General features: G+C 40.3%; 19 protein-coding genes. 16 read left to right on the forward strand and 3 right to left on the reverse strand.

Going from position 1 to position 23,764, the window contains the following annotated elements:
• Window positions 1-95: 95 nt before the first annotated feature.
• From NRI27_RS01220 to NRI27_RS01230, 3 genes are all read left to right on the forward strand, one after another.
• Complete coding sequence (locus tag NRI27_RS01220) at window positions 96-1,064, forward strand: TAXI family TRAP transporter solute-binding subunit (RefSeq protein ID WP_371389222.1); 969 nt, start codon at window positions 96-98, stop codon at window positions 1,062-1,064.
• A 95-nt stretch (window positions 1,065-1,159) separates the two neighbouring features.
• On the forward strand, window positions 1,160-1,687 hold the full coding sequence (locus tag NRI27_RS01225; protein WP_371389223.1) for a DUF1850 domain-containing protein: 528 nt from the start codon (window positions 1,160-1,162) through the stop codon (window positions 1,685-1,687).
• Window positions 1,674-3,716 carry a TRAP transporter permease gene (locus NRI27_RS01230; protein ID WP_371389224.1) on the forward strand — a complete coding sequence of 681 codons (2,043 nt, stop codon included), beginning with the start codon at window positions 1,674-1,676 and terminating at the stop codon, window positions 3,714-3,716. Before NRI27_RS01225 ends, NRI27_RS01230 begins: the two co-directional genes overlap by 14 nt.
• Before the next feature lie 514 nt (window positions 3,717-4,230).
• On the opposite strand, the gene NRI27_RS01235 is transcribed toward NRI27_RS01230, so the two are convergent.
• The gene (locus tag NRI27_RS01235; protein WP_371389225.1) at window positions 4,231-5,136 is read right to left on the reverse strand and encodes an AEC family transporter; all 906 of its coding nucleotides are present in this window, start codon (window positions 5,134-5,136) and stop codon (window positions 4,231-4,233) included.
• 691 nt (window positions 5,137-5,827) lie between these two features.
• Here NRI27_RS01235 and NRI27_RS01240 point away from each other — a divergent pair.
• The 3 genes from NRI27_RS01240 (at window position 5,828) to NRI27_RS01250 (ending at window position 9,138) form a co-directional block, all read left to right on the forward strand.
• The gene (locus NRI27_RS01240) at window positions 5,828-6,718 is read left to right on the forward strand and encodes an ATP-binding cassette domain-containing protein (protein ID WP_371389226.1); all 891 of its coding nucleotides are present in this window, start codon (window positions 5,828-5,830) and stop codon (window positions 6,716-6,718) included.
• 159 nt (window positions 6,719-6,877) lie between these two features.
• Window positions 6,878-8,674 carry an SLC13 family permease gene (locus NRI27_RS01245; RefSeq protein ID WP_371389660.1) on the forward strand — a complete coding sequence of 599 codons (1,797 nt, stop codon included), beginning with the start codon at window positions 6,878-6,880 and terminating at the stop codon, window positions 8,672-8,674.
• Window positions 8,675-8,718: 44 nt separating this feature from the next.
• Window positions 8,719-9,138, forward strand: a complete 420-nt coding sequence (locus NRI27_RS01250; RefSeq protein ID WP_371389227.1) for a VOC family protein — start codon at window positions 8,719-8,721, stop codon at window positions 9,136-9,138.
• A gap of 383 nt (window positions 9,139-9,521) precedes the next feature.
• Here the strand turns inward: NRI27_RS01250 and NRI27_RS01255 are convergent, their stop codons facing one another.
• Window positions 9,522-10,385 (reverse strand): YitT family protein, encoded by an 864-nt coding sequence (locus tag NRI27_RS01255; protein ID WP_317942580.1) that lies wholly within the window; start codon window positions 10,383-10,385, stop codon window positions 9,522-9,524.
• A 216-nt stretch (window positions 10,386-10,601) separates the two neighbouring features.
• Between NRI27_RS01255 and nhaC the strand changes: the two genes are divergently transcribed.
• Window positions 10,602-12,044 carry a Na+/H+ antiporter NhaC gene (gene nhaC, locus NRI27_RS01260; protein ID WP_371389228.1) on the forward strand — a complete coding sequence of 481 codons (1,443 nt, stop codon included), beginning with the start codon at window positions 10,602-10,604 and terminating at the stop codon, window positions 12,042-12,044.
• A 44-nt stretch (window positions 12,045-12,088) separates the two neighbouring features.
• Here the strand turns inward: nhaC and NRI27_RS01265 are convergent, their stop codons facing one another.
• Window positions 12,089-13,333, reverse strand: a complete 1,245-nt coding sequence (locus NRI27_RS01265) for an HTH domain-containing protein (RefSeq protein ID WP_371389229.1) — start codon at window positions 13,331-13,333, stop codon at window positions 12,089-12,091.
• An 87-nt stretch (window positions 13,334-13,420) separates the two neighbouring features.
• Between NRI27_RS01265 and NRI27_RS01270 the strand changes: the two genes are divergently transcribed.
• The 9 genes from NRI27_RS01270 (at window position 13,421) to NRI27_RS01310 (ending at window position 23,763) form a co-directional block, all read left to right on the forward strand.
• On the forward strand, window positions 13,421-14,533 hold the full coding sequence (locus tag NRI27_RS01270) for a mandelate racemase/muconate lactonizing enzyme family protein (RefSeq protein ID WP_371389230.1): 1,113 nt from the start codon (window positions 13,421-13,423) through the stop codon (window positions 14,531-14,533).
• Window positions 14,530-15,225 carry a GNAT family N-acetyltransferase gene (locus tag NRI27_RS01275; RefSeq protein ID WP_371389231.1) on the forward strand — a complete coding sequence of 232 codons (696 nt, stop codon included), beginning with the start codon at window positions 14,530-14,532 and terminating at the stop codon, window positions 15,223-15,225. Before NRI27_RS01270 ends, NRI27_RS01275 begins: the two co-directional genes overlap by 4 nt.
• A gap of 215 nt (window positions 15,226-15,440) precedes the next feature.
• Complete coding sequence (locus tag NRI27_RS01280) at window positions 15,441-17,129, forward strand: methyl-accepting chemotaxis protein (RefSeq protein WP_371389232.1); 1,689 nt, start codon at window positions 15,441-15,443, stop codon at window positions 17,127-17,129.
• A 160-nt stretch (window positions 17,130-17,289) separates the two neighbouring features.
• Window positions 17,290-19,518 (forward strand): RNA polymerase recycling motor HelD, encoded by a 2,229-nt coding sequence (gene helD, locus NRI27_RS01285; RefSeq protein ID WP_371389233.1) that lies wholly within the window; start codon window positions 17,290-17,292, stop codon window positions 19,516-19,518.
• Window positions 19,519-19,530: 12 nt separating this feature from the next.
• Window positions 19,531-20,208, forward strand: a complete 678-nt coding sequence (locus NRI27_RS01290) for a YdeI/OmpD-associated family protein (RefSeq protein WP_371389234.1) — start codon at window positions 19,531-19,533, stop codon at window positions 20,206-20,208.
• Between the two features lie 128 nt (window positions 20,209-20,336).
• Complete coding sequence (locus NRI27_RS01295) at window positions 20,337-20,879, forward strand: RNA polymerase sigma factor (protein WP_371389235.1); 543 nt, start codon at window positions 20,337-20,339, stop codon at window positions 20,877-20,879.
• Window positions 20,880-20,883: 4 nt separating this feature from the next.
• Complete coding sequence (locus NRI27_RS01300) at window positions 20,884-21,636, forward strand: hypothetical protein (RefSeq protein ID WP_371389236.1); 753 nt, start codon at window positions 20,884-20,886, stop codon at window positions 21,634-21,636.
• A 1-nt stretch (window position 21,637) separates the two neighbouring features.
• Complete coding sequence (locus NRI27_RS01305) at window positions 21,638-22,513, forward strand: ABC transporter ATP-binding protein (protein ID WP_371389237.1); 876 nt, start codon at window positions 21,638-21,640, stop codon at window positions 22,511-22,513.
• A complete protein-coding gene (locus NRI27_RS01310) occupies window positions 22,513-23,763 on the forward strand; it encodes an ABC-2 transporter permease (RefSeq protein WP_371389238.1) in 1,251 nt (416 codons plus the stop codon). Before NRI27_RS01305 ends, NRI27_RS01310 begins: the two co-directional genes overlap by 1 nt.
• Window position 23,764: the final 1 nt, after the last annotated feature.

A 23,764-nucleotide genomic window follows, 5' to 3' on the forward strand; every position in this document is an offset into this window, starting at 1 on the left:
AGTATTCCATAGAAAGATTGACAAGTGATTATATACTCATGGTAGAATAGTTGGGAGTTAGAAACTAGTACTCTACAAAAGGGGAGAGAGATTGTATGAATAAAAAAGGTATGCGTATACTTGCAATTATCTCAATGTTTGCATTGCTTGTTCTTTCAGCATGTGGTGGCAAAGATGATGCAAGTGGGGCCAAAACAAAAGAAGACTATGATTATCTGTCTTTATTGACGGGTGGAACACAAGGTACGTACTATGCGTTAGGTGGCGCACTAGCTGATATCATCTCATCTGAAACAGGTGTAAAAACGACTGCTGAAGTTTCACAAGCATCAGCTGCTAACATGACAGCATTAAAAGATGGAAAAGCTGAAATCGCTTTCGTACAAACAGACATCGCGTACTATGCCTCTAAAGGTGAAATGATGTTCGACGGAGAAGTGGTTGACCAAGTATCTGCTATTGGTGCACTTTATCCGGAAACTGTTCAATTGGTTACTACGGAGAAGTCAGGCATTAAGTCATTTGAAGATTTAAAAGGTAAGAAAGTTTCTGTAGGTGCACCAGGTTCAGGAACGTATGCGAACGCAGAGCAACTTCTTGAAATCCACGGTTTGTCTATGGATGATATCGAAAAACAAGACTTAGACTTCGGTGAGTCTCAAGAAAGTTTACAATCTGGCCAAATCGATGCAGCATTCATCACAGCAGGTACACCAACAGGAGCGGTTGAAAGCTTGAATGCTGTTGCAAAAGTTTTCATTGTCCCTGTTGCGGATGATAAAGCAGATGCGCTAATCGAAAAATATCAATATTACGCGAAAGAAGTCATTCCAGCTGGAACGTACGGAATTGCTGAAGATACACCGACAGTATCTGTTGGTGCAATGCTAGTCATTCAAAATGACGTACCAGAAGACTTGGCGTATGAAATTACAAAAGCAATTTATGACAACACGTCTAAATTGACGCATCCAAAAGGTGCATTGATCAAGAAAGAAACAGGACTTGATGGTATTGGCATTCCTGTTCATCCAGGTGCTCAGAAGTACTTTGATGAAAAATAAGTAAGTATTGACAAACTGCAAGTAGCGCGGGGCGGTGAAGCAATTAGCTTCAGCCGTCCCATTCTTCATTGCAAGTGAGAAAGGCGGATGGGGAGATGATGCAAAAGAGTGTATGGCTGCCCATTCTACTTCTTATTCTGCTTACCAGCCTCGTTTCTATTTTCTTACCCATACATAAGTCGTTCACCTTTACGGACTATCGATCTGATCATCCAAAGACGTATTATGTAGAACTGGAGAATGATAGGAATTTTCAAATCCGGTATGTTCACTCCATTTTTTTGACAGATGTCATTGAAAGTTATCAAGTCACAGAAACAGATAAACTTCAGTTCCTGTCCATGCAATATGAAGATGTCGGTATCGGTTTACCGGGTTATGCTGAAGAAGGTGAAACGTTGGTTATCGAAGATGGCGTATATACGCTTTCTTACGACGATAACCGTATCCAGTCGTTTGTTCTTTTTGTAGGTGATGTAGATGCTGATTTGGCATTTAAGTATCGTGATAAGGAAATCAACTTGAAAAACTATTTGGCACGGGGGGAGTCGTACAAATTTTGTGTGCAACGCCTATCTTGGTACCAGAAGATGAAAGGAGTTCAGATGAATGGCGAACAATAAAAAGCGGAACCCATCCCAACAGGAGACCGACATTTCATCACATGATACGTTAACTGAAGAACAACAGTTAGAATTACTACAAAAATATGATCCTGAGTCCAATACAAGAAACTTAACGGGTTTCTTCAAGATCATTGTATTTGCAGGATTGCTTGCATTTTCACTGTTTCAATTATACACATCCATCGGAACGCAATTTACTGCGTATATCCAACGTTCAGTCCATTTAGGTTTTGCATTGTCATTAATTTTCTTGCTATTTCCCGCGGTAAAAAAACCTGGTGTGAAACGAAACAAAGTTCCTTTTTATGACATACTCTTAGCGCTATTGGCGGTCGCGGTCGGTCTCTATTGGCCATTATTTTACAATGATTTAGTATACCGTGTCGGTCGCGTATCTGAAATGGATATGTTCATTGGTATCGTTGCTATTCTACTCACACTTGAAGCGGCAAGAAGAGCTGTTGGATTACCAATCACGATTATCTCAGTCGTCTTTATAATTTATGCATTCTTTGGTCGCCATTTCCCAGGTTTCTTAGCACATAGGGGACAAGATTTAGAATCATTGGTCCAACTTCTATTCTTTACGACAGATGGTATTTTAGGTACGCCGATCAGTGTATCTGCAACGTTCATCTTTGTGTTCTTACTCTTTGGTGCGTTTCTCGTTAAAACAGGCGTCGGGAATTATTTCAATGACTTAGCAGTTGTCCTTGCCGGGCGTTTGACAGGTGGACCTGCAAAAGTTGCGATATTCTCAAGTGCTTTGCAAGGGACTATTTCAGGAAGTTCCGTTGCGAACGTCGTAGGTTCCGGTTCGTATACGATTCCAATGATGAAAAAGTTAGGGTATCGAAAAGAATTCGCTGGAGGGGTAGAGGCAGCTGCTTCTACAGGTGGCCAAATCATGCCGCCGATTATGGGAGCTGCAGCCTTCCTAATGGTTGAGTTTATTGGTGGGGTAACTTATTGGGAGATTGCCAAAGCGGCTGCAATCCCAGCGTTACTCTACTTTACAGGAATATGGATTATGACGCATTTCGAAGCAAAACGTGTTGGCTTACAAGGAATGTCTCCTGAAGAGATGCCAGACAGAAAGGCGACCTTAAAGAAGATTTATCTGTTATTGCCGATAGTCGGGATCATTGTGTTCCTCCTATTAGGCGTACCAACGATGAAAGCTGCACTATACGGAATCGTTTTAACAATTGTCGTGAGTTTCTTTGATAAAGCAACGAGACTTGGATTTAAAGATATTATTGAAGCGCTAGTAGATGGTGCACGTACAGCTCTCGCAGTTGCTGCTGCAACAGCTTGCGCAGGGATCATCGTCGGTGTAGTCGTAAAGACTGGATTAGGCTTAAGTTTAGCGAACGGTCTCGTGTCAGCAGCTGGTGGGAATATTCTATTGACACTCATATTCACGATGTTGGCAGCAATTGTACTAGGAATGGGATCGCCGACAACTGCTAACTATGTCATTACGTCTACGATAGCAGCGCCAGCGATTATCTTATTACTAATGGGTGGAGAAATGGGTGCCGATACGACGGTGCCTGTCGTCATCGCCATTTCTGCTCATTTGTTCGTGTTCTATTTTGGAATTATTGCAGATATTACACCTCCGGTTGCATTGGCTGCATTTGCGGCATCCGGAATTTCTGGAGGCGATCCGATAAAAACAGGTGTCAATTCAGCAAAACTGGCCATTGCGGCGTTTATCATTCCATACATGTTTGTCTTCAATCCGGCCTTGTTAATGATTGATGCTTCATTGCTTGAAATTGTATGGGTCACTTTCACAGCAATTGTCGGGATGATCGCGATTGGTGCTGGAATGATCGGCTATTGGTATCGAAAATGTTATTGGATTGAACGGATTATCATCGTTGCGACAGGATTGCTCCTCATTTTCCCAGAAACGATTACGGATGTTGTGGGACTAGGCATGTTTGCACTTCTACTAGCAATCCAGCTCAAGACGAAAGATAAAAATAACAAAAACAAAGTGGCAGTTGCCTCTTAATTAAAAATAGCGAGAAGGGCTGTCCGGAAAATCATTGAACACTGATTTTCTGTGACAGCCCTTCTCTTATAAAATAAGTGAGGAAGATCTTCTCTCTATCGTTTCTTTACATTCCATGCAAAAGGCATTTTAAAAAAAGAAGAATCTGAGACAAGTTCTATAGCTTTATTTTGTTCTAAAGTCGTTTAATAGCCTTCTCTAATGTAACCTTATAGTTGAATCTATCCATAAAGCTCAAAAGCCTGATTGGTCAAAACCAATTTGGCGCGTCTATGCTATCCCTAAACTCGATGTTTCCCGCGTTCCAACAATCCTATTTCTGAAGCTAAAGATTCATTGAACAGATTAATTCCTTCAATTGATTAACGTTTCTTGCAAGCTATGATTAAAATAAATAGCTCTTTACAACGCAGCAAAATTCTGTTGAACGCGGCATACTTCCTCCAAACGCCGCATAAACGTTCAGAACGCAGCATACTTCCTCCAAACGCCGCATAAACCCACAGAACACAAATCAAACACCAACGAGTAGCAGTATGACCGGAATCGTCAATATGCTAATTATTGTCGTGACAAACGTCGTAAAAGAAACTAAATCAGGTTCAGTGCCGAATTGTAATGCAAACATTGTTGTGTTGGCTGCTGCAGGCATAGAAGCTTGAATGATCAGAACTGCTCGAAGTACATCATCAACCGGTAAAAATAACAATATAACAGCTGCAATTGCTGGAGATACGAACATGCGAATGATTGTCACTGCTGTTACATATTGATACTTCACTTTTTTTCTAACCATTGCGGCCAATTGCATACCAAGCACTAACATGACCGTTGGAATCGACGCATCAGCTATTAAACTAACCCCTTCCATCAACGTAGAAGGCAGTTCAACAGCAAGTAATTGCAGGATAATGCCAAGAAGTGCTGCATATATGAGTGGCATCCGAATTACACGCTGCAAGGCGTCTTGCCAAGTAGCCCGTTCGCTTGCTCCAATCGATGCAAAGAAAATGCCGAAAGAGTTCATTAGCAGAGATTGAAAAACCATCATGATGACAGCATAGTCGAAACCAATTTTACCGAGTGCGAATAAAACAACAGGTGCACCATAATTGCCGCTGTTCATAAATACCGAGCCTAAAATCATTGCGGATCTTTCAGAACGCGTTGCCTTCATCAATTTTGCTGTACTCCATACAACAATGAACAAAGCGATAGATAATAATAAGCTAAAAACGATTATGTACATATAATTCCAAGTTAACGGATTGCCGTAAAACGTGCGGAATGCTAAAAATGGTGACATTAAGTACAAAGCGGTCATTGAAATCGATTTAATGTCAAAACCTATTAGCTTTTGTCCAATATACCCAATCAAGAATATGAAAAAGACCGGGAAGATAATAAAGAGTAAATCCAACGTATGCCAACTCCTTCAACCGTAGAAATAGCAACCACTATGTTTAATACTATTGGAAAAAAGTTCGTCAGTCGAATGGTTTTTATCGTAACTTTGAAAATTCGTGATTTTATCTGGTGGCTACTAGCAACGATTATGAAAGGAGATTTAAAAGACTTAGAGTAAACCTATTGAAAAATTTTAAGATTTTACCTATAATAGAATGAGATTTCAGAAAGAAAAGACAATGGGGATAACAAATGCTTGTGATATAAAAAAGCAGATTTGTTGATTAACCAGATTGTGGTATTAAAGTGAGAGGAAAATAAGTTGTCGTCATAAACTAGGTGGCTGGAGTGCAGGCGCCGACTCCTGCGGGGGAATAGCACGAATGGTGAGACCCCGCAGGGAAAGCCGTTACGTAGAACGGCTTTTGCGAGCAAAAGTGTAGCGTTGGGAGCAAGGATGCCTTAATTTCCGCAAAGTACGCAGAAATACGGCAAATCGAACTCTTCGTTGTTCGATTGGCTCACCCGTGCCCCGCGGAAAGCGTGCGCCGGAACGCAAGCCAACGGGTCAAAAAATATACTTTTAAAAAAACGGTTAATCAACATGCCTGATAAAAAGGAATTTTTCTAAACTATTCCCATAAACTTTTTTACTCAAATGCGAAGACGTAAATGAACTAGTTAGAGAAAGGTAGGTAGAAGATTTGTTAAAATTATCAAATGTATCTATTGCATATCAACATAAAGTAATTTTAGATGAACTGGATTTAACCGCTCATAAAGGGGAAATTATCGGAGTAGTTGCCCCGAACGGTACGGGTAAGACTACACTATTTAATGTCATAGCCAACTTCGTCAAACCAGATAAAGGTCAAGTCGTCTTTGGAGGAAAGCATACGTATCGGAATGAACGTGAAGAATTACATATCCATAAACAGTTGGTCACATTTCCTGAGCAAAAAGATCTCTTTGAAGAGTTGTCAGGGATTGATCATCTAAAACTTTATGCAAAACTGTGGCAAGGGAATAGTAAAAATGTTCCTATGATTGTTGAGAGACTTCAGATGGGGCATTATGTAAAACGGAAAGTGGGAACCTATTCGCTTGGAATGCGCCAACGACTGTGTTTCGCTATGATGATGGCAGCTGATACACCGATGATGCTAATGGATGAGGTAATGAATGGTCTTGACGTGGACAATGTTGCCCTTCTTTCTGAATGCTTACTAGATATGAAGAGTGATAAATTGATTTTCGTTGCTTCGCATTTATTAGAAAACCTAGATTTGTATGCAGATCGTGTATTGTTTTTAAAAGATGGGACATTCATTCACGAGCAACGTTTCACAAGCCAAAATGAGTGCTTCCTTAAAATTGAAATGTCTCCGGAGCAATATACTGCTCTAAAGAAAGATCTTACGTTACCAAAAAAACATGTCTATGTAGCAAATCACTTATTATGTCTTCCGCTCGATGGGCTCAGTATGGAACAACAGACAGAATGGATGGAGATCATGTTACCATACAATGAGAAAGAGATGACAGTTGGGCCAATGGGGACGGCTGAATATTATGAAATGTACTATTCATCGTAAACATAAAAACGCTTCAATGATTCACAAAAAAGTGCTGATCGATAAAGCACTTTTTTTCTGTCTATACTACAATAGAAGTAACGAACTCATTGAAAGGAATTATCGATTTTGCAACTTACACTGACGTTTATCATTTTAGGCATTACCATTGTTTTATTCATGACAAATAAGCTTCGAGCCGATTTGGTTGCGATGCTTGCGTTATTGACCTTTGTCATTACCGGAATCCTAACACCTGTAGAAGCGTTATCCGGGTTTTCGAATTCTGTTGTCATCATGATAGCGGGCTTATTTATCATCGGTGCAGGTATTTATCGTACCGGTCTTGCGCAAATGGCAGGCACTCTTTTATTGCGCTATTCGGGAGAAAGTGAAAGCCGATTGTTCGTATTGTTACTCGTTATTGTCGCTTCAGTTGGTGCGTTCATGAGTAATACGGGTACGGTCGCTCTCATGTTGCCGATTGTCATTAGCATTGCAATGAGCATTAAAAGTAGTCCGTCGAAGTATTTGATTCCTCTTTCCTATATGGCAAGTTTTTCAGGATTGCTGACATTGATCGCTTCTCCACCCAATCTAATAGTGAGCCAATTACTTGTCGATAACGGCTATGAAAAATTAGGCTTTTTCCAAATCACGCCAATCGGTATTATCGGTGTTGTGGTTGGTATCGTCTATTTGTATGTTGTAAGCAATAAACTGCTTCCAAGTAGTTCTGCCTCTTCTACTACAAATGGCTATGCATCATTAGCAACAAAACAATTGGCCATTGATTATGAATTAGGTGGAAAGTTGTTCAAAGTGAAAGTACCTGAAGGCTCATCATTGGTAGGAAAACGTCTTGCACAATTAAAAATTCCGGCTACGTACCATTTATGCATTTTAAAAATTAGTCGTAAATCTGTTGAAGGTATGAACTTAATGCCTATGACGTATCAAGAAATGGCTGGTCCAAACAGTGTGATCCAAGAGAGAGACCGACTATATATCCAAGGAAGTGCAGCTAATCTCGAGAAATTCATCCAAGCGTTTGGGCTAGTTCGTGAAGAAGCGACTTCAGAAACGGAAGAACTTGTATCCAAACAGTTAGGCATTGCAGAAGTGTTATTGACGCCCCATTCTAAACTAATCAATGAAACAGTGCGAAGTATTAATTTTCGTGAAAAGTACAACTTGAATATTTTAGGGATTAATCGTCAAGGAGAATTTGTTGTCAAAGATATGTCCAAGCAAAAGCTGCGTTTTGGAGATGCCATTCTCGTGCAAGGTGCTTGGGATTCAATTGAATTGTTATCGAAAGAAACGAGGAATGTTGTTGTCATCGGCCAACCGAAAGAGCATGCAAGTGTCGCTTCTGCAAGCGGAAAGGCTGCAATTGCAGGAGGAATCATGGCACTTATCGTTCTGCTAATGGTGCTTGAAGTGTTTCCAGCAGTCATTTCGGTCTTAATAGGCGCAGCCTTAATGATCTTAACCGGCTGTGTACGCAATATGGATGATGCCTATGGACAAATTAACTGGGAGAGTATTTTGCTAATTGGTGCAATGTTACCGATGGCGACTGCACTTGAGAATACAGGAGGCATGGTGTTGCTTTCTGAAGGGATTATTCAACTCTTAGGCGGGGTAGGGCCAATGGGCGTCCTTGCAGGAATATTCTTTTTGACGATGCTGTTTGGGCAATTCATAAGCAATACAGCAACAGCGGTTCTGTTTGCTCCCATCGGAATGAGTGCAGCGTTAAGTATAGGCGTCAGTCCCTATCCATTCTTAATGGCTGTAGCGGTAGGAGCGAGTATGGCATTTTCCACACCAGTCGCTTCTCCAACGAATGCTCTAGTCATGACTGCGGGGAATTATAAGTTTAAGGATTTTGTAAAGATTGGCGTCCCGCTACAATTCATCATGTTCATTGTCATGATGATTGCCATTCCACTCTTGTTTCCGCTTAAATAAAACCTATGCTATGATAAATAAAACTACTTATCTGAAAAAGGAGTATGATTGTCATCGCTATCAATGCATATGTAACATTCAATGGAAATTGTCGACAAGCAGTGAAGTTTTATGCGGACGTATTTAATGTGGAAAAACCTGAATTCATGACATTTGGTCAAGCCCCACCGAATCCGGAGTACCCATTACCTGAAGAAGCGCATGATCGAATCATGCACACACGTTTGACAATAAACGATGATGTGATCATGTTTTCAGATACATTTCCAGGTTCACCCTATGTCGTTGGAAACAACGTAAGCTTAGTGTACGTGAGCAAAGATGAACAAGAATTACGAACCATCTTTCATAAGCTTAAACAAGGTGGCCACATAACAATGATGGATATTCAAGAGACTTTTTGGAGCAAGTGCTACGGCTCGGTAAAAGATCAATTTGGCATAGAATGGCAAGTAAGCCATTAAGAATAAAAAAGAGCCTGGGATAAATCATAAAAAAATGCATGAGGCAAATTCGCCGGCATGCATTTTTTTCTGTTTTTACAATGTTTCTTTTTCATATTCATGAGTGGATCGGAGCGGAAAAAGGCCGACTCCTCGAAAATGCTGACGCATTTCCTTCGTGCGATGCTTATTCGAGGAAGCCTATTCAATGTCCTGCGGGATTTTTGCGCGAATGTTGAGACCCACAGGAAAAGCGCAGCGTTGGGAGCAAGGATGCCTTAATTTCCGCAAAGTACGCAGAAATACGGCCAATCGAACTCTTCGTTGTTCGATTGGCTCAAGCGCGCCCCGCGGAAAGCGTGCCTTTTGGAGCGCAGAGGAACGGTCTATGAACCTGAATTCCATCAATGGATCGCAGACTTAAAAGCGGCGCCGTGTGTCTCTTGTATGTTCGTTATTGTCACAAAGGCTGACGGATCCATATCACGTACGATCTGCTTCAACTTGGAGATTTCCAAGCGGGTAATGACGACGTAAATAATTTCTTTTTCATTGTCGTTATAACCACCTTTACCGTGAAGCAATGTGACACTGCGGCCAAGTCTTTCCGTAATGGCTGCGCTCAATTCTTCGTATTCGTCAGATACGACTATGACCGCTTTCGTATCTTCCAACCCTTGTATAATGATATCAATTGCTTTTGAAGCAATGTAATATGTCAAAATGGAGTACATTGCTTTTTCCCACGTTAAGACAAAACCAGCCCATCCAAATATGAAAATATTAAAGAACATGACGAATTCGCCCACGGAAAAAGGGATTTTTCTTGTCAATAAAATACCAAGAATCTCTGTACCATCTAATGCCCCGCCATTTCGAATGACGAGTCCGACACCTGCACCTAGCAAAATTCCGCCAAAGACGGTCGCGAGCAAGGGATCGGTGACAAATGGACCTACCGATTTTAATGGGAATTCGATAACGGCTAATAATACAATCGCGACAGAAGAAGAAATGAAGAAGTTCTTGCCGATGTGTTTATACCCGAAGAAGAGAAACGGTAAATTGATGATGAGAATGAGAATACCAAACGGAATGCCCGTCATGAAATTCAAGATAAGTGAAATTCCGATGATTCCACCATCGATGACCGAGTTGGGTATTAGGAAGAGCTCCAACGCGACTGCTGCTAATGTAACCCCAATAAGTATGAAAAAGTAGCGTTGGATAAGACTGCGAAACGTTTCCTTTTTATGTTCTTTTTTCACGACAATAAGCTCCTTTTTAGCACTAGTTTAACTAGTTATATCGTACTATGTACCTCGAATCTCAATGTATTCTATACATTATTGTAGTATATCACTGAAATCGCTTTCAAAAAAACTATTGACTCCTTTTGAAAAACTGTATATTATTCTATTAACGACCAATTAGCGACAAATTTTAATTTTACAAAAAAATAATTATTTATTGGAGGGGTACCGATGAAACAACCAGAGAAAAAGAAGATTGGATTCTTCATGGCAATTTTGCCACTACTCATTATGATGGGTGTTATGCTTCTGACCGTCGTGAAACTGGAGCAAGGTCCACATATGCCTTTAATCGTCGGTACAACGACCGCAGCTTTAGTCGCTTGGCGATATGGATTTACGTGGAAAGAAATCGAAGAAATGATGTACAAGGGAATTAAGCTTGCATTACCTGCTGTCGTCATCATTATGCTAGTTGGATTGACAATTGGTTCATGGATGGGCGGCGGTATCGTTGCGACAATGATTTACTATGGTTTGCAAATCATTACACCGGGTTGGTTCTTAGTCGCAATTACAATCATTTGTGCAATTGTTTCCTTAGCAATTGGTAGCTCATGGTCTACAATGGGAACGATTGGTGTTGCAGGTATGGGAATCGGGTTAAGTATGGGAATTCCTGCCGGGATGGTCGCAGGAGCAATTATTTCAGGTTCTTATTTTGGTGATAAAATGTCACCGCTTTCAGATACGACGAACTTAGCATCAGGTTTGACGGGGACAGATCTTTTTGATCACATTAAGCACATGTTGTATACAACCGTTCCTGGTTTACTAATTGCACTTGGGGTTTATGGTTTTTTAGGAAGACGGTTTGCAGACAGCAATTTAAACTTGGAACAGATCGCACAAACGTCTTCAGTGTTACAAGAGAGTTTCCTCATTACGCCATGGTTACTGCTCATTCCGTTAGCAGTTATTGTGCTCGTTGCATTAAAAGTACCAGCAATCCCTGCACTTATTGTAGGTATTATCCTTGGATTCTTATCACAAATTTTTGTTCAAGGCGGTTCATTAGCAGGTGCGCTTGAAGCATTACAAAGTGGTTTTGCAATTGAAACAGGCAATATGATGGTCGATAAGCTGTTCAATGGCGGTGGCTTGGATTCCATGATGTATACGGTTTCAATGACGCTTGTCGCAATGACGTTCGGAGGAATACTTGAGTATTCAGGTATGCTTCAGTCAATTATTAATCAGCTCATGAAAGGTGTTAAATCATCTTTTTCCTTAATCACATCAACCATTGCAACTTGTATTTTTACAAATGCAACTTGTTCAGAACAGTATATTTCAGTCGTTGTTCCGTCAAGAATGTTTTCAAAGCTGTATAAAAAAATGGGGCTACACTCGAAAAACTTATCCCGTGCTTTGGAAGACGGTGGGACGATTACGTCAGTATTTATCCCTTGGAATACATGTGGGGTATTCATATTAGGTACATTAGGTGTTGGGGTTGCTCAATATGGTCCTTATGCAATACTCAATTTAGTTATTCCGTTGATTTCAATTATTTATGCGGCTACTGGTTTCTCTATTGTCAAAATGACGAAGGAAGAACTGGAAGCGGCAAAAAAAGAACAATTGGATGATAAAGTCCAAGTTGAAATGTAAAAAAAGAGGCTGTCCATTTGCCATTAGGCTAGGACGGCCTTTTGTTACATGTGAGTTGGAAAATTAAATTCATAGATCGCACGGGGTCTTCCTTGTTTGTACGTCATTTCCTCGCCCACGATTGTTATATAATCATACTCAATCAATTTCTTAATTGTGCGTTCTGCGGTTCTTCTGGATACATTCAAATAGATGGCTAAATCGTTAGCAGTAAATTGGTTTGTTGAACGTGATTTATTAAATGCAAGTAATTTCGAGATGTTTGCTGGCCCGAGTTTTGTTTTATCAGCCATGGACAATAATGTAGGATGATCGACTTTCATGTCCAGCACATCTTCCGTTTGTGGAAATGGCCCGTGCAGTTTTTTGTGAGCATCAAGAATGTAAAAACCACTTAGTTCTGTCGACCGGTTAAAATTTAAAGCAAGCCTTGCATGGTCTGCGGCAATCATTGTTGACTCACCACAACCGAATGCTATTTTTACAGTGGAGGGTAGTTGATTTACTAGTGCTGTAAATTGCGGATTTCTAATAGAGTACTCCAAATTTCCCATTGTCGTGAAGAGTGTGTATTCCCCTGCTGATTCATGCCAATGTGCATGTAATTGTTGAGCGAGTGTAGCGATAAAGTCTTGCATAGACGGATCTTGAGCTGTCACAATGCCGACAGCGATTTGAGCAGAAGTGCTCTGCTGAAGCATAGCTTGTTGACGGGCTTCGTAAAGGCTTCTTACGATAGAGCTTCCAGGGTCGATCATCATGCAAGCTTTTTTCCCGACAGCTTTTAACTGCTCGTACACAGCATGGACACTTGTAATAGCGATAGCTGTTTTTCCTTCATCCATTAGCTTACTGTGAAATGAAACGAGTGTTGCAATCGTGTCATCTTCTTGTAATTCATGGATAAAAGGAAGAGCAATGGTTCCGTTAACATCTTCAATCACATGATCCACATAAATTCGATTTGTGACGTCAATGGAAATACGATCACAAGGTAGTTGCTCGTTCGCTAACACATAGAGTAACGTAGTGGAGATAGCGGTTTCATCCTGTTGTAAAAAGATTGCTGGAACCGCGAATTGTTGAACCGCTTTTTGTGCGTACAAATAAGGCAGTGATCCGGAGAACACAATCGCATCACAAGGTTTAATCGTTTGAATGATAGCAGCTGCTTCTTGGGGCTCATCATAGATATGACATTCGATAGCCATATCGTCGTTTTCTTTGACGAGCTGTAAAACATGCGAACAAAAATGTTCTGAACCGATGATCGCAATTTTTATTCTCAACAAAAATCCCTCCAATTTTATAGCGACTATTTAACGACAGTGTTACAATTACTATAAAGGATGTTAAAACAGAAAGGAAGAAAAATGATGAAAATTACTGAAATTGAAATTTTTGCGATACACCTTCCGTTGGTTGAACCATTTGTAATCAGTTATGCAACTTATGATTATATGCCTTCAATTATTGTTAAAATGACGACCGATAGTGGGCATGTTGGATATGGAGAAGCGGTGGCAGATGAACATGTTACGGGAGAAAGCTGGGAGAGTACATTTGCAGTATTAAAAAATACACTAGCTCCTGCGCTCATTGGCATGGATCCAGCAGAAATGGAAAAGATTCATGAACGGATGGACAAGGAGATTTATAGTGTCCCGGCTGCCAAAGCTGCAATCGATATCGCTTGTTATGATGTAGTCGGTAAAGCGTTGGACGTTCCGGTGTATACGTTGTTAGGTGGAAGATACCATGACGAATTTCCAATTACACATGTGTTAAGCATTGCTTCCCCAGCACATATGGCAGACGAGGCAGAGCATCGAGTAGCAGAAGGGTACCGTTCATTGAAAATGAAGGTCGGTACGAATGTTATGGAAGATGTTAAACGAATCCAAGCAGTCCGTGAACGTGTTGGAGATGCCATTGCAATCCGTGTCGATGTAAATCAGGGGTGGGTAAATAGTGCAGCGACGTTACAAGCGTTGCGGAAACTTGAACAATGCGACCTTGACTGGTTAGAGCAACCTGTTAAAGCGGATGACATTGATGCGATGGTGGAAATTAAATCTAAAACTCCCGTACCTGTCATGATTGACGAAGGTTTGCGGGGTGTTCGCGAAATGCGTGAAATCATTGCAAAACGTGCAGCTGATAAGGTAAACATCAAGTTAATGAAATGTGGCGGTATTTATCCAGCCATGAAACTTGCGCATATGGCTGAAATGGCAGGAATTGAGTGTCAAGTTGGTTCGATGGTTGAGTCATCCATCGGGTCAGCGGCAGGCTTCCAAGTTGCTTTTTCAAAGAAAATCATGACAAGTGTTGAATTGACGGGTCCATTAAAGTTTAGTGAGGATGTTGGGAACTTGCACTACAATGTTCCGTTTATCCGTTTAACAGAAAAGCCTGGATTAGGCGTAGATGTAGATGAAAGTGTCTTAGCGAAACTTACAGTGTTTTCTGAGAAGGTGAAAGGATGAATACGGTACAAACACTTCCGAACGGGCAGACAATTCGAATTCAATCGTTGACGATGAATGATCTCTTGGCCATTCAAAGCTTACAAGAGAACGTCATCGCTGCTCTTCCGGATACGTCTTTCCTTCAACCGCTATCAGAGGAAGAGTTTCGATTCATTCTTAATGGAAATGGTAGTATGCTCGGTGCATTCCACGAGGAGGAGCTCATTGCATTTCGAGCGATGTTAGAACCTGAAATAGATGAAGAACATTTAGGGAGAGATGCGGGACTCTCAGAAAATGAGCTGCCATCCGTCTTATACTCTGAAATTTCCAATGTCCATCCTGCTTATCGAGGAAACGGCCTTCAAAAAATGCTTGGAAAAATGTTGATGAAGCAAGTAGATACGAGTCGTTTCCGATATGTCTGCACGACGGTCGCACCATTCAACATTGCAAGCTTAAAAGATAAATTTTCTTTAGGGATGCATATTATTTCCTTAAAAGTGAAGTATGGCAATCTCATTCGTTATACGATGATGAAAGAATTAACGGATGATCCAATCGAAGTGAATGATTTGGAAACAATCCTTATCGATATGTCTTACCTTGAAAGGCAACAGGCGTTACTAAAAGATGGTTGGATTGGTGTCGGCATGAGACAAGAAGCTGAAGAGTGGAAAGTCATCTTCAAAAAGAAGCGAACAGTTTAATAACGTAGGCAATCCAGTAAAACGGTCTCAATCTTTTAAATTGGGATCGTTTTTTTATGTTGGAATAGTCCTAAAGGTTTAGTGAGTTGTCGTCAGTATTTTTATTTACAAAACGATAAGTACTTCAGTCATTATTTTGGCAATCTACCTTTCTATATCACTGTGAAATTAGTATAGTAGAATATAGATGAAAAGGTTTACATAGGGGGATACAGATGAGATTTTCAGTGAGTAGGAAACTGTGGACTGGTTTTTTGACATTAGTCTTCCTAATGGTCATTGCAGGGATATTGAACTACTTGGCAATGGAGCGCGTGAGTGAAAAATATGAGTTCTTAATTGATGACCGAATGGAAAAAGTGATTGTGCTTGAACAAGTAGCGACAAATCAAAACGAATTGTCGAATGATTTACGTGGTTACTTGCTCTATAAGGAAGTTGTCTATTTGACGAATCGCCGCACACAAATCGAGTCATTCAATGAAAAAGTGAACCAACTAGAAACATCTCTAAAAGGGGAAGAGAGTATTGAACTGTTAGCGGAGCTAAAAGATGCTGGTGTTCGCTATAGCGAATTGACAGATTCCGCAATTAGTTCGTTCAACAATGGCAGAGATGCTGATGCCATTGCATTTGCTGATAAGGCAGAAGACTATCAAGCCATTATAACGAAACAAGCAAAGAAATTAATTGAAATCCAACGTGCTGAAATGGCTACAACGAAAAAAGAGCTTGCTGACACCCGTAAGTGGACGAGTATCTTCCTGTTCGGTGTCCTTGCTTTCAGTGCTGTCCTTAGTATTGTAATTGCTACTTTCATCAGTCGAAGCATTACAAAACCTGTTCGTGTCATGACACGATCATTAAAACGGATTGCAAAAGGTGATTTTGCAATGGAAGCATTACGTATAAAAAACAAAGATGAAATCGGTGAGATGGCGACAGCTTTCAATGAGATGACGACCGACTTGCGCGGAATCATTTCAAAAACGCGGGATGCCGCGCATCAGTTGGCAGCACAAGCTGAGCAATTGACGGCAAGTTCTGAAGAGAGTCTTGCAGCATCCGAAATGGTAGCAGAAATCGCTGAAAAGAACTTGATGGCAAGTGATATGCAAGTGAATCTCGTCAATGAGTCGGCTACTGCGATGGAAGAGATGGCAAACGGTGTCACGCAAATTACAGAAGACAACGAAGCGATGCTCACTTCATCGACAACAGTTTCAAGACTTGTCGGAGAGGGGTCTCAACTCATGAATGAGGTGACCGTTCAAATGTCAGAAATCTCAACGACGATTGAGCATTCTTCCACGATTATAAATGAACTCGCGGAACACTCGAAAAATATTCGGAATGTAACTGGGATGATTACCGGTATTGCAGAACAAACCAATTTGTTAGCTTTGAATGCGGCAATTGAAGCAGCACGGGCAGGAGAGCAAGGAAAAGGCTTTGCGGTCGTTGCAAATGAAGTGCGAAATCTTGCGGAGCAATCCAAAAATTCTGCGGAAGAGATTGAACGGATGATTGAAACGGTTATTCAAAATGTTTCATTGGCAGTCGATAGTGCAGATAATGGAAAGGAGAAAGTGAACGAGGGACTTGGTATCACGCAGCAGACGAGCCGTGTGTTTGAGCAGATTGAATTTGCTTCCAATGATGTAAGCGGAAAAGTGCAAACGGTAGCCGTTGCGATTGATCAGATTCGTTCGATGTCTGAACGTGTGTCAGCTAGTGCTAAAAAGGTTCAAGAACTAGCAGTACAAACTTCGGCAGAAGCACAATCAACAAGTGCTGCTACGGAAGAACAACTTGCATCCAATGAAGAAATCAGTTCAAGTGCCCAAACTTTATCAGAAGTGGCCGAAAAACTTCAAACGGATTTAGGGCGATTTACGGTATAAAGACAGAAGCTGACTGCATGTCCAGTCAGCTTTTTCTGTTATCTGAAAATAAACATTGCTCTCATGTCTGTAGAATGATACAATCAATCTCTGACTTAAATCCCCAACATCTCCCATCAACAATCGTAAGACGCCAATACACAAAATGGAGGACTGTCCAATGCAGAAACATCCTGATTTTGAGTTTGAATTGCAGCGCCTTGATTACACCAAACAGTACATGAAGAAGCTACTGGAAGAATCTCAACGTGATGTAAAATCCTCGCAAGATGAAATTCGCCATGCAATGGCGGATTTGGATTACTTAGATTCAAGTTTAAGTTATATTAATATTTTGACGAACACCCGCTTTTTTGAAATGGCCCGTTCCCAAAAAGAAGGGTTAGAAGCGATTCGTCAAAAACCCTATTTTGCACGCATCCATTTTCAGACACACGGAGAGAAGGATGAATTCCTGTACATTGGGAAAACCTCCGTCTTTCATCAGGAAACACAAGAACCGATCATTGTCGATTGGCGATCACCTGTTGCAAATGTCTATTATGACGGGCGATTAGGCGACATCTCTTATCCAGTGAGAGACGAAGAGATTACTGGACATCTATACTCGAAAAGACAGTACAAAATCGAGGAAGGCGAACTGCTGGATATACTCGATATTGACTTGACAACGAATGATGAATTGCTACAAGAAGCCCTTTCTGGGAAAGCTGATACGCGCTTGACGGAAATAGTATCGACCATTCAAGCGGAGCAGAATGAAATAATACGAGCAAACTTAAAGCAGCCGATTATCGTGCAAGGGGCAGCAGGAAGTGGGAAGACAACGATTGCGCTTCATCGGATTTCTTATTTCTTGTATACGATGGGAACGGACTTCCCTTCAGATAAACTAATGATCCTTGCACCGAGCAAGTTGTTCATGGAGTATATCGGGGATGTGCTGCCTGAACTAGGGGTAGGCCGTATTTGCCAAACAACTTATACAGAATACGTATTAAATGCTACTGGGCTGAAATTGAAGCTTGGGGACTCGAATAAGAAGTTGGAGAGTTTGACAGCGGACGGTACGATTGATGAAGAGAAGTTGTTTATCACAAAAGTGAAAGGTTCCCTTGACTATCGCCAAATGATGAATCGATATGTTCAAAAAATTGAACGAGCAACAGCATCGCTATTCGAGGATGTGTATATTGAAAAATATCGGATTATGCGTGCATCTCGTCTACGTAAATTGTTTTTGGAGGACTTCAAGTATATGCCGCTTGAGAAGCGCATAGTGCGCATCAAGCTTATCATGCAAACGGAAGTGAATCGTAAGCGTAAACAGCTTTATAAGCTTTTATCTGATAAGTATGAAGAGGCGCTGGATAAAGCACTTTATGGTATTCGAGATGACGAAAAGCGAAGAGCTAGAATTACAAGAATTATGGATGAGCGAGATGAACGTCTTCCTTTCATTGAAAAGGAAGGCAAGAAGACAGTCGCTTCCTACATGCGCCGGTTCAAGAAATTTTCGATCAAACAACTATATAGGGATTGGCTGACAGATCCTGAACTACATACAGAGTTGGCATGCCACTGGTCTGAATCAGAAAGGGATGCTTTTTTGAATGCTCATCAAAAGGAAATGTGGGAGCTGGAAGATTTGGCGGCGCTCTATTATTTGCATGCCAAATTGAAAGGAGTGTCCGACAAGTGGAAGATGCGTGTCGTATTCATTGATGAAGTGCAGGACTATAGTGAATTTCAGTTAGCGGCATTACAAGATGGATTGGAAACGGATATGTTCACAATGGTCGGCGATTTGGCGCAAGGAATTCATAGTTATCGTGCTTTGACTTCTTGGGATCCTGTCAAGGAGTTGTTCCCCCGTGCGACATATACGACATTGCAAAAGAGTTATCGGACAACAATTGAAATTATGCAGTTAGCGAACAAGGTGCTGGCGCAGATGGAGGAAGATCTCCCTTTAGTTGAACCTGTTGTGCGACATGGACAAGAACCGGATTTTTATGAAATGGAAAGTTTGGATCCTCATAAAATTCATGCGCTTTATAACGAGATAAAAGAAAGGAAGCATCGGTCGATAGCACTGATTTGTAAAACGAAAGCAGAAGCGTCAACGTTTTACAAAGTGTTATCTGAGCACGGAATGCCGGTTCAATTGGTTGGAGAAGATTCCGATTTAACAGCGGATTGTCTTCTAATTGTCCCAAGTCATTTATCAAAAGGATTAGAGTTTGACGCAGTCATGATAGGTGCTTTTCATGCGCCATTCAACGATAATGAGATCGATCGGAAATTGTTGTATGTCGCAATGACAAGACCGATGCACGAATTACATTTATTGACGAGTGGATTAAAGTCTCTCGTGATGACTATATAGGAGGCAAAATAGATGAACTCGACGAAGACAATTATTGAAAAATTGAAGTTGGATAAATATGAACAAATAGCGGTAATTCACAGCCCAGAAGACTTGGTTGAAGAGTTTGCTGCCATTACCTATGATGATGGGATCTTAAAGGATAAGTACAATTGTCTGTTCGTTTTCATTTACAATTTGGAAGAATTTAAGAGAGAAATTCGTTTGGTCATCGAAAAGAGTTTGCTTGAAAACAAAGGGTATTTGTTTTTCGCCTATCCTAAAAAAGGGAACAAGCAATACGATTCGTTCATTGACAGAGATGTGTTTTATAACGAACTACAAGTTGATGAAGATGGTTATGTAGATGGCAGTGATTTGAAATTTTCTAGAATGGTGAGCTTGAATGATGTATTTACAGTTGTCGGACTGAAGTGTGAACAGAAAAAAACGAAAACTAAATCGGCTAAAGCAAGTCAATGTGTAGATGATTACATCGATCGCATTGAAGATATTAGACGACACCTTCAAACAAACGAAGAAATATTACCAATCTATGATGCGCTGACTTTCGGTTACCAAAAAGATTGGGCAAGGTACGTGTACAGTGCAAAAAGGCAAGAAACACAAGAAAAGAGACTTGCTGAAATGGAGATGATTTTAGCGGAAGGCTATAAATCAAAAGATTTGTATCGACAGAACAGAAAATGAACTGTGAAATAGATGAAGGTTTCCTTAGGGAAGCCTTTTTATTTATTTTCAAACCTACAAACTTTTTGAAGACCATTTACGAATATACTTAAGAGAGACAATGATATGTGGAAAGCAAGTGGTGAACCATGGACAAAGAACAACGCTGGATTAAACAAATACAAACAAACGCCAGCGAATCGGCTGCGAATGCGCTCGTTTCAAAGTACTACAAAGAAATCTATGCTTTCTGTTTTAAGCAGACATTGAATCAGGATCTTTCGCTGGATTTGACGCAGGAAATTTTCATCAGTACTTTACAATCCATTCATACTTATGATAAAAAACGTGCATCTTTTCGGACTTGGCTTTATCGGTTAGCGGCGAATAAGATTGTTGACTATTACAGGTCTAAAACCTATCGGTATACACAATTCTCACAACCGATTGAAGACAGAGAGATTGTAGACGAACATGATTTGGTGCTATCACTTGAATACAAAGAAGATGTCGAACAAGTGAATGCAATCGTAAATAATTTGGAATCCAGTTCACAGCAAATTATGAGGCTAAACCTGTTTGGAGACTACACGCTAAAAGAAATAGCAGAGATGGAATCCATTCCTGTGTCGACAGTTAAAACAAGGTATTATGCAGCATTACGAAAAATACGAAAAGAAATGGAGGTTTAATGGGATGAGGAAAGAGAAATTACAAATTCCTAGTTTAGATGAGCATCTCGTCCAAATGGAAATCGACAAGATTGTAACGGCTGGAATTACACCGAAAGTGACGTTTCTCACTTACTTGAAGTCAATGATCCAGCAAGTTGGAATGCGTCATATTTTTTCGGATCGGTTAGAACTTGGCTTTCTCATTACCGTTGTAGCAGCCTTGCTAGCAATGTTAATCATTTCACCGTTTCAAGGACAAATCCAAGATATATACGGTTACATCTTTTTATTATCACCTATACTTTTCATGGTCTTATCAGTCTCAACTTATCTACGAAAAACGCAAAATAATACGTACGAAGTAGAAATGGCATGTAAGTATAATGTTTACCAAATTATTGCATGCAGAATGTTATTGTTTAGTTTGTTATCTGTTGTTCTGAATACGATTGCCATTGCGGCTGTGGCGATGCAATTTGAGGGGATTCATTTTTTAAGAGCTTTTTTACTATCATTAACCTCTCTGTTTGTGTTCTCAACCCTCTTATTATTTGCGTTAATGAGACGGAGAACTTCAGTAATTGTTGTCATGACTGTCATTGGATGGACGTTCGGAAATCTTTTATTACAAACAGTAAATGTCCAAGTATATAATGATTTTCTGCTCAAGTTGCCCACTGTTGTGAATGCAATTGTTCTACTCGGAATGGTATTCATTTATATACGTTGTGTAAAGAAACTAATTCAATTCAAACAGATGGAAGGGGTATTTTAATATGCTTGTTGTAAAAGACGTTAGTAAGCAATATGGGGATTTTACAGCTTTAGAATCAATCAATCTGGAATTCAGTACCGGCCTGTATGGATTGCTTGCTCCAAACGGTGCGGGGAAAACCACATTAATAAAGATGTTGGCGACATTAATTTCGCCCACAAAGGGAGAAATTCTTTACAACGGAAAAAATATTAGTGATATGGATGATCGCTATCGCGAACTACTTGGTTATTTACCGCAGCATTTCGGTTATTACAAAAATTATTCGCCAAAGCAATACCTTCTCTATTTGGCAGCGCTGAAAGGAATGGGAAAGAAAGAAGCACTCCATATAATTGAGGAGTTGTTGGAGAAAGTGGCGTTGAGTGATGTGATAAATAAAAAGATGAAGAAGTTTTCAGGTGGAATGATTCAGCGAGTTGGGATTGCGCAAGCATTGTTGAATAACCCCAAAATCTTAATTTTGGACGAGCCGACAGCTGGCCTTGACCCTAAAGAACGGGCACGCTTCCGGCACATGCTTACGGATCTTGCACGTGAAAGACTTGTCATAATCTCAACGCATATTGTTTCAGATATCGAATCGATTGCAAATGAAATAATAATGATTAAAAATAAACGGCTACTTTATAAAGATTCGGTTGAAAATATCTGTTCGTCGTTAATTGGAAATGTTTTCGAGACAACCATTGCTTATGATCAGTTGGAAGACTTCCGACTGAAACATAGCCTACTATCCGAAAAGCAGGAGTACGGAAATATGCGCGTCCGCTTTATTCATAAAGGGGAAGCAGAGAGAAATTGGACAGTCGTACCACCACAGCTGGAAGATGTGTTTCTATATGAGTATCGTGATGAGATAGAAGGAGAGGTATAATGCGAATTTTTCTTCTCGAGTGTAAAAAAGCCCTGACGTCACCGATTCTAATTGCATTGCTAATCATCTTTTCTGCATTCAACATCTTTGTCATCTTCAGCTCCTCTGACCATAAAGATGAATTAACAATGGTGAATGAAATCATTGATCAATATGGCAGAGAGATAACAACAGACTCACTCGTACAATTTGAAAAAGATATTCAAAACGATCTCTCAACGTTAACGTCAATTGTCGGCCAGCAATATGATAGCATCTATGATTTTCTTGGTGAATTACATTATGAAGAGCGAGAGCTTTACAGTGACGAAGAATGGGAGTTTTTCAATCAATTACAATTGAAGGAAATGTACTATAGCATGGCGGATTCAATTGACGAAAGGTACGCTAACATTCATGTAAAAGAAGCTGGAGAAGGCGATGTACAAAAGTACGGCATCAGTGATGAAGCGGCCGAAACACTTCTGAAAGAGAACGAAAAGTTTGCAGAGCGTTTTGAAGAAATGGTGGCAAATGAAGAGCATAAGGAATGGTTTTTTGCAGGCAAGCCGTACTTCATGCACAGTTTTCTTTTTAAAAAGGTCTTCTTGCATATCATTATTGAATCACTACTGTTAATCGTTTTGTCGACTGCTTTCATAACGACATATGAGTTTGAGAATCGGACACAACTCGTTACATATGCAACGCCTCGTGGAAGACGATTGATGATGGACAAGTTGGTCGCGTCATTAGCAATATCGGCGGTTATTTCAGTCTTGTTGTTCGCAATAACACTAGGAACTTATTTTACCGTATTTGACTACTCACGCGTTTGGAAAACATCGATTAACAGTGCGTTTAATTGGGAATACAATTTCCCATACGTTACTTGGTGGGATTTATCGGTTGGAGAATTTTTAATCGGTGTAACTATACTCGTTTTCATCGCTCAAATGCTATTTGCAGGGTTGACATTTGCATTATCCGTCGTGATGAAAAATAGTTACATTACCTTCTTTCTTGTTGCCATTCTTTTTGTACTTGGATGGCTATTGCCAAGCTTCATGCCGAAATCTTCAAATCTGTTATTCGTCTCTTCGTATACATTACCAACGCTATTGTTAGCTATTTCAAATTCATTCATGGGAAGTAGTGGGCTCATACTTTTTCAAAATTTCGAATGGGTAACAATTAGCTGCTGGACGATTATTACAATTGTTTTATGTATTGTATCCTATAAGCGTTTTACAAAAATAGATATTCAGTAAG

The sequence above is a fragment of the Sporosarcina sp. OR05 genome, assembly GCF_041414805.1.
GTDB classification, from domain to species: domain Bacteria; phylum Bacillota; class Bacilli; order Bacillales_A; family Planococcaceae; genus Sporosarcina; species Sporosarcina saromensis.

What these genes read in the sequence shown, in the direction of transcription:
- nhaC (WP_371389228.1), top strand. Translation starts at nt 10,602, where the DNA reads ATGAAACAACCAGAGAAAAAGAAGATTGGATTCTTCATGGCAATTTTG.
- NRI27_RS01270 (WP_371389230.1), top strand. Translation starts at nt 13,421, where the DNA reads ATGAAAATTACTGAAATTGAAATTTTTGCGATACACCTTCCGTTGGTT.
- NRI27_RS01290 (WP_371389234.1), top strand. Translation starts at nt 19,531, where the DNA reads ATGAACTCGACGAAGACAATTATTGAAAAATTGAAGTTGGATAAATAT.
- NRI27_RS01300 (WP_371389236.1), top strand. Translation starts at nt 20,884, where the DNA reads ATGAGGAAAGAGAAATTACAAATTCCTAGTTTAGATGAGCATCTCGTC.
- NRI27_RS01245 (WP_371389660.1), top strand. Translation starts at nt 6,878, where the DNA reads ATGACAAATAAGCTTCGAGCCGATTTGGTTGCGATGCTTGCGTTATTG.
- NRI27_RS01250 (WP_371389227.1), top strand. Translation starts at nt 8,719, where the DNA reads ATGATTGTCATCGCTATCAATGCATATGTAACATTCAATGGAAATTGT.
- helD (WP_371389233.1), top strand. Translation starts at nt 17,290, where the DNA reads ATGCAGAAACATCCTGATTTTGAGTTTGAATTGCAGCGCCTTGATTAC.
- NRI27_RS01275 (WP_371389231.1), top strand. Translation starts at nt 14,530, where the DNA reads ATGAATACGGTACAAACACTTCCGAACGGGCAGACAATTCGAATTCAA.
- NRI27_RS01295 (WP_371389235.1), top strand. Translation starts at nt 20,337, where the DNA reads ATGGACAAAGAACAACGCTGGATTAAACAAATACAAACAAACGCCAGC.
- NRI27_RS01280 (WP_371389232.1), top strand. Translation starts at nt 15,441, where the DNA reads ATGAGATTTTCAGTGAGTAGGAAACTGTGGACTGGTTTTTTGACATTA.
- NRI27_RS01230 (WP_371389224.1), top strand. Translation starts at nt 1,674, where the DNA reads ATGGCGAACAATAAAAAGCGGAACCCATCCCAACAGGAGACCGACATT.
- NRI27_RS01305 (WP_371389237.1), top strand. Translation starts at nt 21,638, where the DNA reads ATGCTTGTTGTAAAAGACGTTAGTAAGCAATATGGGGATTTTACAGCT.
- NRI27_RS01310 (WP_371389238.1), top strand. Translation starts at nt 22,513, where the DNA reads ATGCGAATTTTTCTTCTCGAGTGTAAAAAAGCCCTGACGTCACCGATT.
- NRI27_RS01225 (WP_371389223.1), top strand. Translation starts at nt 1,160, where the DNA reads ATGATGCAAAAGAGTGTATGGCTGCCCATTCTACTTCTTATTCTGCTT.
- NRI27_RS01220 (WP_371389222.1), top strand. Translation starts at nt 96, where the DNA reads ATGAATAAAAAAGGTATGCGTATACTTGCAATTATCTCAATGTTTGCA.